At 61.6% G+C, this 15,603-nt stretch carries 12 protein-coding genes; 4 read left to right on the top strand and 8 right to left on the bottom strand.

From position 1 onward, the window contains the following. Nucleotides 1-10: 10 nt before the first annotated feature. The 5 genes from ACY9XZ_RS14930 to ACY9XZ_RS14910 all read right to left on the bottom strand — a co-directional run bounded on the left by ACY9XZ_RS14930 (nt 11) and on the right by ACY9XZ_RS14910 (nt 5,727). Nucleotides 11-1,390 carry a sugar porter family MFS transporter gene (locus ACY9XZ_RS14930; RefSeq protein WP_463457816.1) on the bottom strand — a complete coding sequence of 460 codons (1,380 nt, stop codon included), beginning with the start codon at nt 1,388-1,390 and terminating at the stop codon, nt 11-13. A gap of 114 nt (nt 1,391-1,504) precedes the next feature. After that, nucleotides 1,505-1,984, bottom strand: coding sequence for a universal stress protein (locus ACY9XZ_RS14925; RefSeq protein ID WP_463457815.1), 480 nt, complete (start codon nt 1,982-1,984; stop codon nt 1,505-1,507). Between the two features lie 148 nt (nt 1,985-2,132). Continuing rightward, nucleotides 2,133-3,293 (bottom strand): ABC transporter substrate-binding protein, encoded by a 1,161-nt coding sequence (locus ACY9XZ_RS14920; protein WP_463457814.1) that lies wholly within the window; start codon nt 3,291-3,293, stop codon nt 2,133-2,135. Further along, the gene (locus ACY9XZ_RS14915) at nt 3,290-4,480 is read right to left on the bottom strand and encodes an ABC transporter substrate-binding protein (protein ID WP_463457813.1); all 1,191 of its coding nucleotides are present in this window, start codon (nt 4,478-4,480) and stop codon (nt 3,290-3,292) included. Before ACY9XZ_RS14915 ends, ACY9XZ_RS14920 begins: the two co-directional genes overlap by 4 nt. After that, nucleotides 4,480-5,727, bottom strand: coding sequence for an ABC transporter substrate-binding protein (locus ACY9XZ_RS14910; protein WP_463457812.1), 1,248 nt, complete (start codon nt 5,725-5,727; stop codon nt 4,480-4,482). The genes ACY9XZ_RS14915 and ACY9XZ_RS14910 overlap by 1 nt, the downstream gene beginning before the upstream one ends. Nucleotides 5,728-5,955: 228 nt before the next feature. Between ACY9XZ_RS14910 and ACY9XZ_RS14905 the strand changes: the two genes are divergently transcribed. The 3 genes from ACY9XZ_RS14905 (at nt 5,956) to ACY9XZ_RS14895 (ending at nt 10,746) form a co-directional block, all read left to right on the top strand. Further along, nucleotides 5,956-6,429: an Lrp/AsnC family transcriptional regulator gene (locus ACY9XZ_RS14905; protein ID WP_463457811.1), complete on the top strand. Its 474-nt coding sequence runs from the start codon at nt 5,956-5,958 to the stop codon at nt 6,427-6,429. 434 nt (nt 6,430-6,863) lie between these two features. Then, complete coding sequence (locus tag ACY9XZ_RS14900) at nt 6,864-8,351, top strand: proton-conducting transporter transmembrane domain-containing protein (RefSeq protein WP_463457810.1); 1,488 nt, start codon at nt 6,864-6,866, stop codon at nt 8,349-8,351. Further along, on the top strand, nt 8,341-10,746 hold the full coding sequence (locus ACY9XZ_RS14895; protein WP_463457809.1) for a DUF2309 domain-containing protein: 2,406 nt from the start codon (nt 8,341-8,343) through the stop codon (nt 10,744-10,746). Before ACY9XZ_RS14900 ends, ACY9XZ_RS14895 begins: the two co-directional genes overlap by 11 nt. Nucleotides 10,747-11,004: 258 nt before the next feature. On the opposite strand, the gene ACY9XZ_RS14890 is transcribed toward ACY9XZ_RS14895, so the two are convergent. The 3 genes from ACY9XZ_RS14890 to dgoD all read right to left on the bottom strand — a co-directional run bounded on the left by ACY9XZ_RS14890 (nt 11,005) and on the right by dgoD (nt 14,709). Then, nucleotides 11,005-12,033: an LLM class flavin-dependent oxidoreductase gene (locus tag ACY9XZ_RS14890; protein ID WP_463457808.1), complete on the bottom strand. Its 1,029-nt coding sequence runs from the start codon at nt 12,031-12,033 to the stop codon at nt 11,005-11,007. Nucleotides 12,034-12,456: 423 nt separating this feature from the next. Next, entirely contained in the window at nt 12,457-13,488 is a 1,032-nt protein-coding gene (locus ACY9XZ_RS14885; protein ID WP_463457807.1) for an NAD(P)-dependent alcohol dehydrogenase, read from the bottom strand. A 69-nt stretch (nt 13,489-13,557) separates the two neighbouring features. Beyond that, a complete protein-coding gene (dgoD, locus tag ACY9XZ_RS14880; RefSeq protein WP_463457806.1) occupies nt 13,558-14,709 on the bottom strand; it encodes a galactonate dehydratase in 1,152 nt (383 codons plus the stop codon). Between the two features lie 120 nt (nt 14,710-14,829). Between dgoD and ACY9XZ_RS14875 the strand changes: the two genes are divergently transcribed. Next, nucleotides 14,830-15,603 (top strand): SDR family NAD(P)-dependent oxidoreductase, encoded by a 774-nt coding sequence (locus ACY9XZ_RS14875; RefSeq protein WP_463457805.1) that lies wholly within the window; start codon nt 14,830-14,832, stop codon nt 15,601-15,603.

Below are 15,603 nucleotides of genomic sequence, written 5' to 3'. Positions count from 1 at the left end.
TATGCAACCCTCAGTCAGCCATCGAAATGTTCTGCCGGAGGTCTTCTTCGATTGCCTCCAGCGTCCGTCCTTTCGTCTCGGGGACGAAGCGGTGGACAAACACCAGGCCGACGAGACTGCAGAGGCCGAACAGCCAGAACGTCGCGGACGTTCCCACCCCGTCGGTTAGCATGGGGAACGTCAGCGACACGAGGAGATTCGCACCCCAGTTGGCGACGGTGACGACGCCCATCGCGGACCCGCGAACGGAAAGCGGGTATATCTCCGAGATCAGGAGCCAGAAGACCGGACCGAGACCGATTGCGAAAAACGACACGAACAGCATCAAACTGATCGTGGCGATGATGCCGAGTCCCCCGCCAAGACCGGGGAGGTAGAACACGGTGCCGAGCACGGCGAGGGTCGCAACCATCCCCCCGACGCCGACGAGCAGGAGTTTCCGGCGGCCGACACGGTCGACGAGCATGATCGCCACGACGGTCATAACCACGTTGATCGTCCCGATACCGACCGTCGCAAGGATCGAGGCCACATTTCCTAAGCCCGTGGATTCGAGGATCGTCGGGGCGTAGTAGATGACCGCGTTGATACCGGTAATCTGCTGGAAGACGGCCAGACCTAGCCCGACCACGAGCGCTGGGCGGAGCCACGGTGCCAGCAGGTCCCGAACACCGGTTTCCGACTGTGTCTCGACGGTCTCTTTGATCTCGCCAAGCTCTTCATCGACACCGCCGGAACGCGTCCGCTTGAGGACCGCTCTGGCCTCGTCTTTTCGCCCGTGTTCGAAGAGCCAGCGCGGGCTTTCGGGCATCTTCAGGATGCCGATGGCGAGGATGACGGCCGGGACCATCCCGGCACCGAGCATCCAGCGCCACGCGCCGGCGTCGGCGAACGCGTAATTGACAAAATACGAGAGCAGGATGCCGGTAGTCACCATGAGCTGATTGAGCGAGGTGAGTCCGCCGCGGATCTCAGGCGGCGCGAGTTCGGAGATGTACAGCGGGCCGACGATCGACGCGAAGCCGATAGCGACGCCGTCGATAAGCCGACCGGCGACGAGGACTGGGACGTTCGGCGCGACAGCCATCGTGAACGATCCGACGAAGAATACGATGGCCGCGATGAGGATGAGCCGACGCCGACCGAGGCGGTCGGCTAGCTGGCCGCCAACGGCTGCACCGGCCGCGGCACCGGCCATCGCGCCACTGACGATGATTCCCTCGACGAGCGGCGACATGACGAACGAGTCCTGTATGAACAGGAACGCGCCCGAGATGATCCCCGTGTCGAACCCGAACAACAGCCCGTTCAGTGCGGCTAACGCGGAGACGACGTAGACGAACCGGTCGCCGTCACCGCCGAGGACGTTTCGTATGGTAGCTGTGGACATCTGTGTAAAAATGAACTCGAATCTGTGTAAAAATCTTTCCAAGTCTATTCGCACGACAGCGAAGCCACTGGGATTCGCCTGTGGGGCGGAGGCTCCGGAACGCAGTCTGTCCAGTCATTGGTCGCAGACGAACGTGACCGGGCACGGGGCGTTCAACATCACTTCCTGTGCCGTGCTCCCAAAGATGGCTTTCCCCGCCGGGGAGCGCTGTCGCCCGCCGACGATCACGCGGTCTGCGGAGACGTCCTTGGCGATGGAGACGATTCCTTCGCCGCTCGTTCCAGTCGTCGCACGGGGGACAGTCGTGACCGACTCGGCTTCGAGCTGCTCGGTTATTTCCTGTGTGACCGTTAACTGCCCGGCCAACTCGTCGGGTTCGATGGCTCCGTCCGTTGTTTCGAGCATCTGCTCGACGACTTCCCGGTACGAGTCCGAGTCGAACACGTGCGCGACGATGACCGTCGCATCCGTCGGCACCGCGACGTTTTTGACTGCGTCGACGAGTGCATCGACGCGGGTGTCGTCGCGGTTACCCACCGCGAGCAGCACGGTTTCGATACCGCGCGTATCGGCCGTCGCTGTCACTCCGTTCATCACCGCGGGGGTTCGCCGTCGAGGTAAAAAGAAGCTGCTATGAGTTTACTATAATTATAGTAATTATCTATATTTCACTATGGGTTGTGTTCGCAACCGCTGCTGTCCGTCGATTCGGACTGCCGGAGTGGGGCTGTGAGTTGCTCGATCATTCCTCTACACCCTCTGTGATAATCGCGGCGAGGTGTTCACGATCAAACAGCTCCGGCTCGGTGAACTCCTCGGGGAAGTACCGTTTCGCGTACCGTTCGATCATGAAGAGATTGTGTAGCGGTCCGGCGTAGATCGGGCCGCCGCGAAACACTCTGTCGTTCCGGACGGCCGTTAGCTGGCTGCCGATTTCGTGGTCTTTCATGTACGCGAGCACGGAGTTCTCGAACTCCTCCCGGGTCTTCCCCTCGCGGTGATATCGCAACAGAAGCGAGTCCGGATCGATCTCCAACAGCGTCTCGTAATCGAGCGATTCCGACCCGGAGTACCCCTCGATTCCGCTATCGGCAAACGCGTCGGAGATTCCAAGCGTATGGAAGTGCTTTTTGTTGGCTCCGTTGCCGTCGATCCGATACGGAGTGAACTCTTCCGGTTCCTCTCCGGCGAACATGAGCGCGGCGTTCGGTCGCTGATCAGGTGCCGGCAGACGCGCCTGGACCGTCTCGACCAGTTCATCGCGGATCGAGCGGATCGCCTCGAAGCGTGCCCGTTCCTGGACCACCTCGGCGACTTTCTCGAAGGCTTCGTACAGGGTGTAGTACCGGTAGTCGTGCCAGTCGTCAGTCCGCCGGAAGATGAGGTTGCCGAGAAACGGCGCGACGTTCTCCCGAACTTCCGTGAGATCCGACTGGTCCCATGCGCCGAGCCAATCGGTCAGTGCGTGGGGGTCGATGAGGTGCAGGTCGGCCTCCATCTCGTAGAACGGTTCCTTCGAGACGCCGTCGTTCCAGAGCTGTGTCAGCCCGTCAAGGTCGATTGACACTCCGTCGAGTTCCTCGTAGTGAAGCGTCTTGTACCGGCCCCGGTACCAGATCGACTGCGCCGCGTCGCCGTGCCCGAGCGCGACCAGCATATCGATGTAGTCCGCGGTAAACGGGGCGATGGTCTCGGGAACTGCCTCGAACTCGACGGCACCGACCGGCTCCATGGTCACCGAATACGACGCATCCGAAGTCGCTGTCTCGGTGGTCCCGGTTACGGGGGTTTCGCGATCTCTATCGCCCGAACAGCCGGCGAGGAATCCACCACCGAAGAGTGCGCCGCCACCTTTTACGATGTCTCTCCGAGTCGGTCGCACCGCTTTCTCCAGGTCGCTCATTCGAAATCACCCGTGACGATATCGGCGACCTGCTGGCGGTCGAACAGTTCGGTGTCGGAAGTTACCTCCCCGAAGATATCGGGATAGAGTTGTTGGGCCGCCCGCTCGGTCAAAAAGAGGTTATGGATCGGGCCTTGCCGGAGGTAGCCGCCGCGGTACACGCGTCCGTTCTGTACCGCGGTCAGTTGGCTCCCGACGGTGTGGTCCTGCATGAACTGGAGGACGGTGTCGCGGAACTCGGTCGCCGACTTTCGCTCGTGTCCGCGGACGAGAATGACCTCCGGATCGACCTCCAACAGCGTCTCGTAGTCATACTCCCCGCGGTTAGTCGTACTGAGGTTCTCGATGTCGGTCCCGGCAAGCGCGTCAGTCACGCCGAGATCACGCCACTGCTTCTTGCTCGTTCCGTTGTCGCTGAGTCGATAGGGAGAGAACGACTCCGGTTCGTTCGTGCCCTCGAACGTGAGTAACACTTCCGGGCGCTCTTCGGCCGGCGGGAGCTGACTCTGCAGTTCCGCGATGTAGTCGTCGTGGACCTGTTTGAACGCCTCGTATCGCTCCCGTTCCTGGAAGACTTCTGCGACCTTTTCGAAGGCCTCGTACAGGGTGTAGTACCGGTAGTCGTGCCACTCGTCGGATCGGCGGAAGATCATGTTCCCCACGAACGGGGCGACGTTCGCCGCGATTTCGTCGACATCTGACTGGGACCAGTCGAACCAGTTGATGAGCATCCCCGGATCATAGAGGTGTACGTCGCTGTCCAGTTCGTAAAACTCCTCTTTCGTTCGGACCTCCGGATGTGCATCTACCGTCTCCTGATCGACGGTTACTCCGGGAAGCTCATCGTAGACGTACGTGTAGTAGCGGTCCGCCCCGCCGAGCCCTGTGAGCCCGTCAGCCTGCCCGAGGGCCACACCCATATCGGCGTAACTGCCGCCGTAGGGGAGCCACCGATCCGGGACCGTTTGGAACGTGACCTCGCCGACGGGTTCCATCGTGACGGTGTACGAGGCTTCTTCAGTTGTCGTCGGGGTCCCAGTCGTCTCGTCGGTCTGGGTAGCGGTGGACTCTGTGGCAGCGTCGCCGGTACAGCCGGCGAGTAAACCGCCGCCGATGATTGCGCCGCTGCCCTTGATGTAGTCTCTGCGTGTCGGTCCCTCGGACGTCGTCCTTTCAGTGTCGGCCATTATATCTCTCCCTTGATTACGTCAGCAAGCCGCTGGCGGTCGAACAGCTGTTCCTCCTCGGGGATCTCCGGTAACGGCTCGCCGTCGACGTAGCCCGGCCACTCGCCGAACTGGTCCGGGTACAGTTGCTTTGCGGTCATCTCCGTCTGGAACAGGTTCAGGATCGGACCCTGGCGACGCGCCCCCTGAGCGTATATCTGCCCCTCTTGGACAGCAGTGACCTCTCTGGTCACCTCGTTGTCCTCCAGTTCCGACCGAATATCGTTGAGGTTCTGGGAGCCTGTCATTGGCCCGAGGACGAGCAAAACATCCGGATCAGCTTCGAGCAGCAGCTCGGAGTCGAGCGTGATGTTCCGTCCGTCGTCGCCGTAGCCGTCACCGACGGCGTCGGCTAACGCATCGGTCGCTCCTAGCGGGCGGGTGTGTGCAGCGTAGTAGCCCGGGTGATTCATCTTGTAGCCCCAAATTCGCTCGTCAGATGTCGAAAATAGGACCAGTGCCGCGCTCGGTCGCTCACTCTCCGTGGGGAGGCCCGCTCTGATAGTCTGCATCATCGATTCGCGGACAGCAGTGAGTGCCTCGTACCGTTCGCCTTCCTGAAACACCTGCGCGATTTTTCCGAAGATCTCCCAGAGCGTGTAGTATTCGTACCCATCGGTCCAGCCTGACGGCGGTTCTTGGTGGGTGCCACTGAGTGTGTTCCCGAACCACGGACCGACGTTCGAACGTATCTCCCGGAGGCTACTGTCGTCCCATCCCTCGGCTGTCGCAACTTTCGCCGGGTCCGCAATATGGACATCACTATCGAGTTCATACAGTCTCTCTTTTGTCGGTGGCCAGGAGGAGTACAGCCCCTCCCAATCCACTGAAACGCCGTCGAGACGGTGCAGGAATTTCTGATACAACGACTGATGGTATTCGGGCGCGTGCATCGCGTTGATCGCGTCGCCTCGCCCGAGTGCGACTAGCATGTCTACGTGGTGGCCCAGTATCGTGAACACGTCCTGGGGAACCGCTTCGAACTCGACAGTTCCCATCGGCGACATTATGACCGAGTATCCCTCATCTTCGGTCGTCGGTTCGTCTGTCGGGCGCGACCCGTCTCCCGCGTTCGTTTTGGTCGATGTCGGCTCGGCGTCGGACTGCCCCTCACAACCGGCGAGCAAGCTTCCGCCGACGACTGCCCCGCCATACTTCATGTACTCTCGTCGCGTCGGTGTCTCGTGATTCATGTCATCGCTAGGCATAATTATTAGGCCTGCCTAAAATTATTTAACTGCTTCGGATTTTAGGCGTGCCTGAAAACGTGTATCCGGCGGCGGTTCGACCGGCTATCGGCTAGTGGCGTCCGCACGAAATCAGACCGGACACGTCGTCTCGCGGAAGTAGGTTGGCCTCCTCGGCGCTGTTTGGAGCCACGACAGCGGTTGAGGTAACGTACAAAAGTAAAGTGCCTTTGTTGCGGACACACACGTATGGCTGACGAGGAAATCGACGACGTGGACAGGGCGATTCTGTACGCGCTACAGGAGGATGCCCGGAACATGTCGTCCGGTGATATGGCGGAGCGAACCGATACTTCGGGCAGCACCGTCCGCAAGCGAATCAACCGTCTCGAATCAAGCGGTATAATCAAAGGGTACAGCGCTGACGTCGACTACCAGCAGGCGGGCTATCCACTCCGGATGTTGCTCTACTGCACTGCGGCGATCCCCGAACGAGGCGAGTTGATCCCTGAGATCCTGGAGATAGACGGTGTCGTCTCGGTACAGGAACTCGTCACCGGTGAACAGAACCTTCTCGTGACGGTTGTCGGTGAGTCGGATAGCGATATCACGCCCGTCGCGCAATCGCTTCTCGATTTGGGCCTGACGGTGGCCGACGAAGTACTCGTCCGGAGCCACGAGACGACGCCTTTCGGCAAGTTCGATTCCGGGGACAGAGCTTAACTGACGACGCGTTCCCTGTCTCGTAGATGTGGGCCAATCGACAGTGTGTGCGGGACTATCCAATCGAATAGGCGGGCAGGGTGACCGATACGATTGTGATAACAAACTGGTTCTTTAGCTCAGTCCGCCGAACGATCCGGTAATCTTTCTTCTTCCAACAGCGAAGCAGTTCCGAAGATCGGAGCCACGCACGTGTAAGTGGAAATTCGGTTCTTATATCTCCGGATACAGTCCGTGAGGTTCCGTGTCTAATCTCCAGGCAACGTTCCCACCACAGTTGTCTCTTTCAAAATCATAATGTTCTATAATACACTATTTTAGGAACAAATTGGTAGTATAGAAGGATTTAATAACCAGTCCGTTCGCAATAGAGATGAAGACAACCAGAATTGGTCAATCACTTCCGTGATTGCCGTTCTGGGTCACGAACAACGATGTCAGGACGCAACTCACCGACGACGGTTGGATCACTCCCGGACACGACGGTGGAATCGCCGCTCGTGCCCGTCGCACTCACATGGCTCGTGTGGTCGATGTTTGCCGCGAGCGTCGCTGTGCTTGCCGTCCGACTCCGGACCGGGTTCGGATGGGAGATCCCAGGTGTGATCGCCATCGACGGGCTGACTGTCCTGATGTGGGTGGTCGTCGCCTTCTTCAGCGGTATCGTTCACAGCTACTCGCGCCGCTACATGGCGGGTAGTTCTCTCAAAACGCCCTTTTTCGCCACCGTATTCGGATTCACAGTGGTCGTGATGGGGCTGGTCGCGGCTGACCACTTCGCCCTGTTCGGGGCGCTGTGGCTGGCGATGGGGCTGCTGATGGCCAAACTCATCGGTATCGTCAGTGGCTGGGACCAAGCACAGGCGGCCGCGGGGGTCGCCGGCAAGTACTTCCTCGCCAGCAGCGCGCTCCTCGCCGTCGCGCTAACGGCGCTGTGGTGGGCGACCGATGCGACCACGATATCCGGGATTACGGCGAGTGCCGACACAGTTGCTGGCCCGGTGTGGCTGGTCGCCGCCGGCGCGCTCGTGCTTGCGGCGATGATCCAGTCCGCCTTGATCCCGTTCCACGGCTGGCTCCTCTCTTCGATGACCGCGCCGACGCCCGCCTCGGCGCTGATGCATGCCGGGTTCGTCAACGCGGGCGGCATCCTGCTGACTCGCTTCGCGCCGGTCATCACCGTCGACCCCGCGCTCATGCTTGCAATCGTCGCCGTCGGCGGTGCCAGCGCCATCGGCGGGAAACTCCTGAAGTCGGTCCAGACGGATATCAAGGGGAAACTCGGCTGTTCGACGGTCGGTCAGATGGGCTTCATGATCATGCAGGCCGGCCTCGGCTTCTTCGGGGCCGCGATCACGCATCTCATCCTGCACGGCTTCTACAAGGCCTACCAGTTCCTCAGCGCTGGTGGACAGGTCGAACACACTGCCCCGAGTGAGGGGACGCCGCACACGGTCGGGACGACGACCACCGTCCTCGGTATCGTCGTCACGCTGCTGACCGGCCTCGCCGGCGGCGCACTGTTTGCGGTCCTGACAGGGAAAGGGACGAAGGTCGACAGCGGTCTCCTACTGACCTTCTTTGTGGTATTCACGACGCTGCACGCGGCACGCAGTGCCGTACAACACACCTCGCTTCCGACGGCGGCCCGCTACGGGGCTGTCCCGGTAGTCTTCTTCCCGGCAATCGCTATCTACGGCGCGGTCTATACGGGCGTCTCCGGGCTCATGCCCGTCAGTCCGGCAACGACCGAACTGACCCTGTTGCACGGCATCATCGCCGTCGTCTTCGTCGGCATCTACCTCGGTATCGAGACCGGGGTTCACGAGCGCAGCCAGCGCCTCTACGTGGCGCTGCTGAACGCTGGGCAACCGGCAGCCGACACTGTGCTGACCGCTACGGAGGACTACAATGAGTACTGAACCCACCATTCACGACAGCATCGACACCGCAGCGACCACCGTCGCCTCCTGCTGGCCCATCCACTCGTTCGTGACGGCAAACCCCCTCGCGGGGTTCGAAGACCAGCCATTTAGCGAGGCAGTCACGCAGGCAGCCGACCTGCTTGGCGGCCGTGGCTACCCCAGTGCCGAGACGTTCCGTGCGGCGCTACAGCGTGGTCAGATAGACCCGGAGATTCTCGATGCGGAGCTCTCCGAGCTCGGCTACGAGGACGACCCAGAGGTCCTGCTCGATCACATGGCCAACGCGACCGACGCGACGGACGGTGACTCGGACCCCGCGACGGACCGCGTCGACCAGGTGCTGAGCAAATGGTTGTCGGCGTTCCTCGATGAAGGGAGCGCCCACTGGTCGATGCCGAACCGCGAAGCGGGGTTTTACACCGCCTTCCGCGGAGTGGCCGAGCACGACGGCGAGATCCCCGACGAAGGGATCGTTGCCGACCTACCCGAGACACCGGCTGAGACCATCGAAACGGTACTTGCGCCGTACTCGGAGAGCCAGTGGGTGCCGATTTTCGAGGAGCAACTGGCTGCTCTCCCGGGCTGGACGGGACTCATCAAGCAGCGCGCCGACGACGGGGGGGAATGGCAGTCAACCTACCCGATTTCGCTCGCGGGGTACCTCGCGGCGCGTCTGGCTCTGCTCGATGCCGTCGGTGCTGACATCGCCCCCGCGAACGACAGCATCGACCCGGACCCGGCCGCCGAACTCGCCGGAGCGTTCCTGCGTGCCTGGGAGGCGACCTACCGCGGCGACCTCGTTGCGACCGTCGCCGCAGAGAGTCAGTCGCTCGCCGACAGCGACTCGTCGGGCCGCCCGGACGCCCAGTTGGTCTTCTGTATCGACACCCGCTCGGAGATCATCCGCTGCCACATCGAGGATGCGGGCGACTACGAGACCCATGGGTACGCTGGTTTCTTCGGGATTCCGATGGAGTACCAGGGATACGATGCCGACGTATCTGTCGATGCCTGTCCGCCGATTCTCGACCCGCAGCACCACGTCACCGCCGTGCCGACCGACGACGACACCCGGGAGCGCCATGACCGCTTGTCAGGCATCCGTGAGACGGCCGACGAAATCATCGAGACGCTGGAGGCCAACGCCGCCACGGCCTACGGCTACGTCGAGACTGCCGGGGGCGGGTACGGCCTCGCGCTCGCGGCTCGCACACTCGTCCCCGGGCGCGTGTCTGCCCTGTTCGACGCGGCCGACGACTCGGTCCCTGACGAACACGAGTTCTGTGAGCCGCTCGTCCACCACCAGCACACCTACGCCGGTGATCTGCCGGTGGGGATGACTACCGACGAGAAGGTCGAGTACGCCGCCACGGCGTTCGACCTCATGGGCTGGGAGACGTTCAGCCGCCTCGTCGTCTTCACCGGGCACGCCAGCGAGACGACCAACAACCCCTACGATTCGAGCCTGGACTGTGGTGCCTGTGCCGGCAACCCTGGCGGCCCCAACGCCCGCGTGCTGGCGAAGATCTGTAACGACACCGAAGTCAGGTCCGCGCTCCGCGACCGCGGTTTCGAAATCCCCGACGACACTGTCTTCCTCGCCGCCGAACACAACACGACGACCGACGAGGTGAAACTGTACGACAGCGACGTGCCCGCGAGCCACGCCGACGACCTGGCGCAACTGCGCGCCGACCTCGCCACCGCCCGCGAGGACGCGGCCGCCGAACGTGCCGCATCGATGCGTTCCGACAGCGTGTCGGGGGTCAGCGAGACGGAGCGCCGCGCCGCCGACTGGGCCGAGACCCGCCCCGAATGGGGCTTAGCTGGCAACGCCGGCTTCGTCGTCGGGCCCCGTGAACTGACGAGCGGCGTCCACCTCGACGGCCGCGCGTTCCTCCACTCCTACGACTGGTCGACTGACCCCGACGGCGATGCACTGGCGGCGATACTCACCGGCCCCATGGTCGTCACGCAGTGGATCAACACCCAGTACTACTTCTCGACGGTCGACAACGCCGTCTACGGGAGCGGGTCGAAGGTTACCCACAACCCCGTCGGCAACGTCGGCGTCTATCAGGGCAACGGCGGTGACCTGATGACCGGCCTGCCGCTGCAGTCGCTCATGGCTGCCGACGACGATCCATACCACCAGCCGCTCCGCCTCTCGACGGTCATCCACGCGCCGGTCGACCGCGTCAAGGATGTCCTCGCTGACCATGCGGAACTGGCGGACCTACTCGACAACAACTGGCTCTCGCTGACAGTCGTCGACCCCACGCAGGACCACCGCGCCTTCGAGTACGAGCGCGACCTGGAGTGGTCGCCCGCGTCTGCGGTGTCCGACGCTGAATCAGTGGAACCGGTCGCACCCGCGGCCGCAGACGACTAAGCTGGTCCGAACAGGTGGTATCCGGAATCGCTGTCACGCTAACTCTTTGCAGCTATATAATGAGTTTTCAAAATAGAAACCACTGAGAAAAATCCTGCCTACGTCAAATATATTTAATTAGAGAATTGCACCCCCATATATAGTAATTTAAAGTACTAACAATACAAACTGGAACTTTCGAGTGAATATTTACTGGCATAATCCATATTTCTGATATTATTCTACAGCGTTCCGTTTACGTTCCACGCCAATAGAGAGTTAGCGCGGTGTGAGGCCGACACCGTCTGCGAGCAACTCGTGGGATCGGAGCGCGTCATCGTGATCGCCGACGACGTGCTGGATCATCACTTCGTCGACTTCGACTCGATCAGCCAGTTGGTCGAGAAGGCCGCTGAGCGTGTCCGGGCTGCCGGAGATCGCGCGCGGCCACTCACCGGGGTCCAGCGTGGCAGGCGTCGGTTCGGGAACCGTCCCGAGTTCGTCGATAGCTTCCTCGACCGATGGAGTCGTGCCGACGACCCCCCGCTCCATTCGTTTGAACGACGCTTCGGCCACGGCGCGGAGCCGCGCCGCCGCTTCGTCGGTCTCGCCACAGACCGCGTTCACCGCGACCATTCCCTGTGGCTCGTCGACGCCGCCGGCCAACTCCGAGGATTCGAAGCGGTTCCGGTACTCCTTGAACGAACGGGTGGCCAACCCCGGTCGAATGAACGCGGCGAAACAGTAGCGCAGGCCGAGTTCGCCGGCCAGCGCGGCGCTCGACGGACTCGACCCGAGAACCCACGGCACAGGTGTCTCCGCATCTGAACGGGGAATTTCCAGGTCACTGTACGCGTGTCCGTCCGGGTAGCTGTCGTAGAGGTGCGAAACGACGGCTTCGATTTTTTCGGCGTGGTCTTCGTCGGGGTTTCGGACGCGGCGATCCGTCCCGAGCGCGCGGTCCGCGGCCGGAGACCCGTTTGCCCGTCCAAGCCCCGCGTCTATTCGTCCGGGAGCAAGTCCGTCGAGGGAGCCGAACAGCTCCGCGACTTTGAACGGGCTGTAGTGGTTGAGGAGGACCGCCCCCGATCCGAGCCGGATCGAGTCGGTTTCGGCGGCGAGGTTTCCGAGCAGCACCTCGGGTGTTGTCCCTGCAAGCGTCTCTCCCATCCCGTGGTGTTCCGCCACCCAGAACCGGGAATAGCCCAGTCGCTCGGCCTGTTTGGCCGCATCGACAGTGTTCGCATACGCAGCAGTCGCAGTTCCGTCATCCGGTACCGGAGAGAGATCGACGACAGACAGGTCCATATCCGCTCACAACGGTTGCGGGGTATAACGGTTGGGCTACTAACAGTGCATGGGTATCTCACTCGGGCACGCCACTCTGATAGGTCATCTCACCAAGCATACCTGAAGTATTTCGAAATTTATAGATATTCAAAAATATACTATTAGTAGAACATTATATTTCGCTAAATGGCTGTACAGGTGAGGTGTGCCGTTCGGAGAGTGTTTTCGGGCACGCTGATTCCATAGAAGACCAAATTATCGGTTTCAAACACCTCCAGACCATGCTTTCATGTAGCTAACCGCTTAATGGCTGATTCAGAGTTACGGCAGAAATCGTGTATACACCGAAGCTTACTGAGACTATTCCAACTATAGAATTATATCTGTATATCTGTCATATGGGGACTTCGTGTCGATCTCTGGCTTTCCGTATAGCGACGGTCACGAATCGAGTGATATCATGCCCTTGACGACCGTCGGCTCCATCGCTCGCCGGAAGGCGTCGTCGATGTCTTCGAGTCCGGATTCGAAGTCGATTATCCCTTCGACGTCGACTTCGCCGTCGGCCAACAGGTCGACAGCCGCATCGTAGGTGTTCTTGTACCGGAACGAACCGTGGACATCGACTTCGTTGTCGATGAGTTCCAGCACGTCGATCGGGACCTCCGCTTCGCTGGCGAGTCCGACCAGCACGACCGTGCCGCCCCGACGGACCACGTCAATCGTCGATTGGATCGACGGCTCCGCGCCGGAGGCTTCGACGACGACATCGGCACCGACTCCGTCAGTGTACTCGGCGACCGCCCCGTCGAGATCCGTCTCGGTAACGTTGACAGTCAGGTCCGCTCCACGCTCTTCAGCGAACGCCAGCTTTTCGTCGACCACGTCGGTCATGATTACGTCCGTCGCGCCCGCTGCGCGCGCGGCCTCCAGTACCATCAGCCCGATAGGGCCTGCTCCGGTTATCAGCACCGTATCGCCGGTTCCGACGCTACCACGGCGACAGGCGTGAATCCCGACCGAAAGGGGTTCGCACAGCGCCCCCTCGGCGGTGGAAACGGACTCCGGGAGCGTGTAGGCGAAGTCGGCCGGCCACGAGACGTACTCCGTGAACGCGCCGTCATGCGGCGGCGTCGCCATGAACCGAACCGATTCACAGAGGTGGTAGTCGCCGCGCTTGCAGTGGGCACAGCGCCGGCAGGGAACGCCGGGTTCGAGCGCGACGCGGTCGCCCGGTTCGTGATCAGTAACGTTCTCGCCGACTTCGACGACCTCACCGGCGCTCTCGTGTCCGAGGACGAGCGGGTCTTCGACGACGTAGTCGCCGATACGACCGTGTTCGTAGTAGTGGACGTCGGAGCCACAGATACCCACGTCGCGCACGGCAACGAGTACGTCGTCCGGGCCGGGCGACGGTCTGGGACGATCCTCCAGTTCGAACTCAGTCGGCTCTGTCAAGACAGCGGTTCGCATACCTGTGGGCACGGAACAGAGCCATAAAAATACACAGGGTGGGCCGCCCCTTTCGGTCGCCGTGTCCAGCTACCACTCCGCGACGCTCCCGTCCTCGTGGTGCCAGACCGGATTGTACCAGTTGACCTGAGTCTGTGCCAGTTCGCGGATGAGGCCTTCGTCGATATCGATACCGAGTCCGGGGCCGGTCGGTCGCTTGACGTAGCCGTCCTCGAACTGGAACGTCTCCGGGTCCTCCAGCACCTTGAGCCGCTGGCTCGTCGTCGGATCGTGCAGGTCGAGGTCCTGTTCGTGTAACACGACGTTCTGTGCGCAGAACCCGACCTGCAGGCTCGCCGCGAACGCGATGGGGCCGAGCGGGCAGTGCGGAACGACGGCCACGTCGAACGCTTCCGCCATCGACGCGACCTTGCGCATCTCGCTGATGCCACCGACGTGGGTCACGTCGGGCTGGATAATCGACACCGCGTCATCGACGAGGAGTCGCTTGAAGTCATAGCGCGAGTAGAACCGTTCGCCAGTCGCTATCGGGACAGTCGTCCGCTCGGCGATACTGGCAAACGAGTCGTCGTGTTCGGGGAGCAACGGCTGGTCGATGAACATCAGATCGAACTGTTCGAGGCGCTCGACGAGATCGGCGGCCATCGGTTTCGAGACGCGGCCGTGGAAGTCGACACCGACGAGGGCGTCGTCACCGACTGCGTCACGGATCGCCGCGACACGCTCAACCGCATGCTCGACGGCATTCGGCGTCTCAATCGGCCGAAACTCCCTGGCGAAGTTGAACTTGAACGCTCTGTAGCCGCGTTCCCGGTCCTCTCGTGCGGCGACAGCCACGTCTTCGGGATCATCGCCACCGAGCCACTGGTAGACGAGCAGCTTATCGCGGACGTGCCCGCCGAGGAGTTCGTGGACCGGTGCGCCGTAATGTCGCCCTTTGATGTCCCAGAGCGCGTGATCGATGCCCGCGAGCGCGCTCATGAGTATCGGCCCGCCCCGGAAGTAACCGCTCTGATAGAGCTTTCGCCAGTGGTACTCGGTTCGGAGCGGGTCGGCCCCGAGGAGGTACGCCTCGATGAGTTCGGTAACTGCAGCCCGAACCGTCTCCAGCCGACCCTGAACAATCGGCTCGCCCCACCCGACGATCCCCTCGTCAGTTTCCAGCTTCAGGAGCAACCACCGCGGCGGCACGGCGAACAGTTCGAAGTCGGTGATTTGCATGGCTATGTTATCTGCGAGGGAGTACTTGTAATGACTGGCTCCGACTACTGGACCACAGGAGACCGTGACAGAGAGAGGCGTACATTTATGCTGGAGGCTACCGGAGCACCAAGCGTACGCATGAGTGTACTTGACAGTTTCTCCCTCGACGGAGAGACAGCTATCGTCACCGGTGCGGCACAGGGCCTCGGCAAACAGATGGCGACCGGCCTCACCGAGATGGGGGCCGACGTGGCTATCGCGGACGTGAACATCGACAAGGCCTCCCAGACGGCTGAGGAACTCGACGGCGAGACGGACGTCATCGCAACGGAGGTCGACGTGACAGACGAGGCCTCGGTGGAGGCGATGGTCGAGGACGTGACCGACCGCCTGGGGCCGATTGACGTGCTCGTCAACAACGCCGGTATCGTCGAGAACTCCCCGGCGGAGGAGACGAGCATCGAATCCTGGCGGCGTGTGGTGTCGGTCAACCTCGACGGCGTCTTCCTCTGTGCCAAGCACGTCGGCCAACAGATGCTCGACCGGGGCGAGGGACGCATCGTCAACATCTCCTCGATGTCGGGGTTCGACGTGAACGTCCCGCAGAAACAGGCCAGCTACAACACGACGAAAGCCGGTGTCAGGATGTTGACCCAGTCCCTGGCTGTGGAATGGGGCGACCGGGGCGTCCGCGTCAACGCCATAGCACCCGGCTACATGCGAACCGAACTCGTCGACGAGGTGCTCGAAGAGAACCCCGATATGGAGGAGACGTGGGTGGAGAACACGCCGATGGGGCGGCTCGGCCGACCAGAAGAGCTGAAAGAACTCGTCGTCTACCTCGCGTCGGACGCGTCGTCGTACATGACGGGGTCGACCGTCGTGATGGACGGCGGCTACACCTCGCGGTGA

This window comes from Haloarcula sp. HT12 (assembly GCF_055271655.1).
This window is presented reverse-complemented; position numbering and strand designations above follow the sequence as displayed.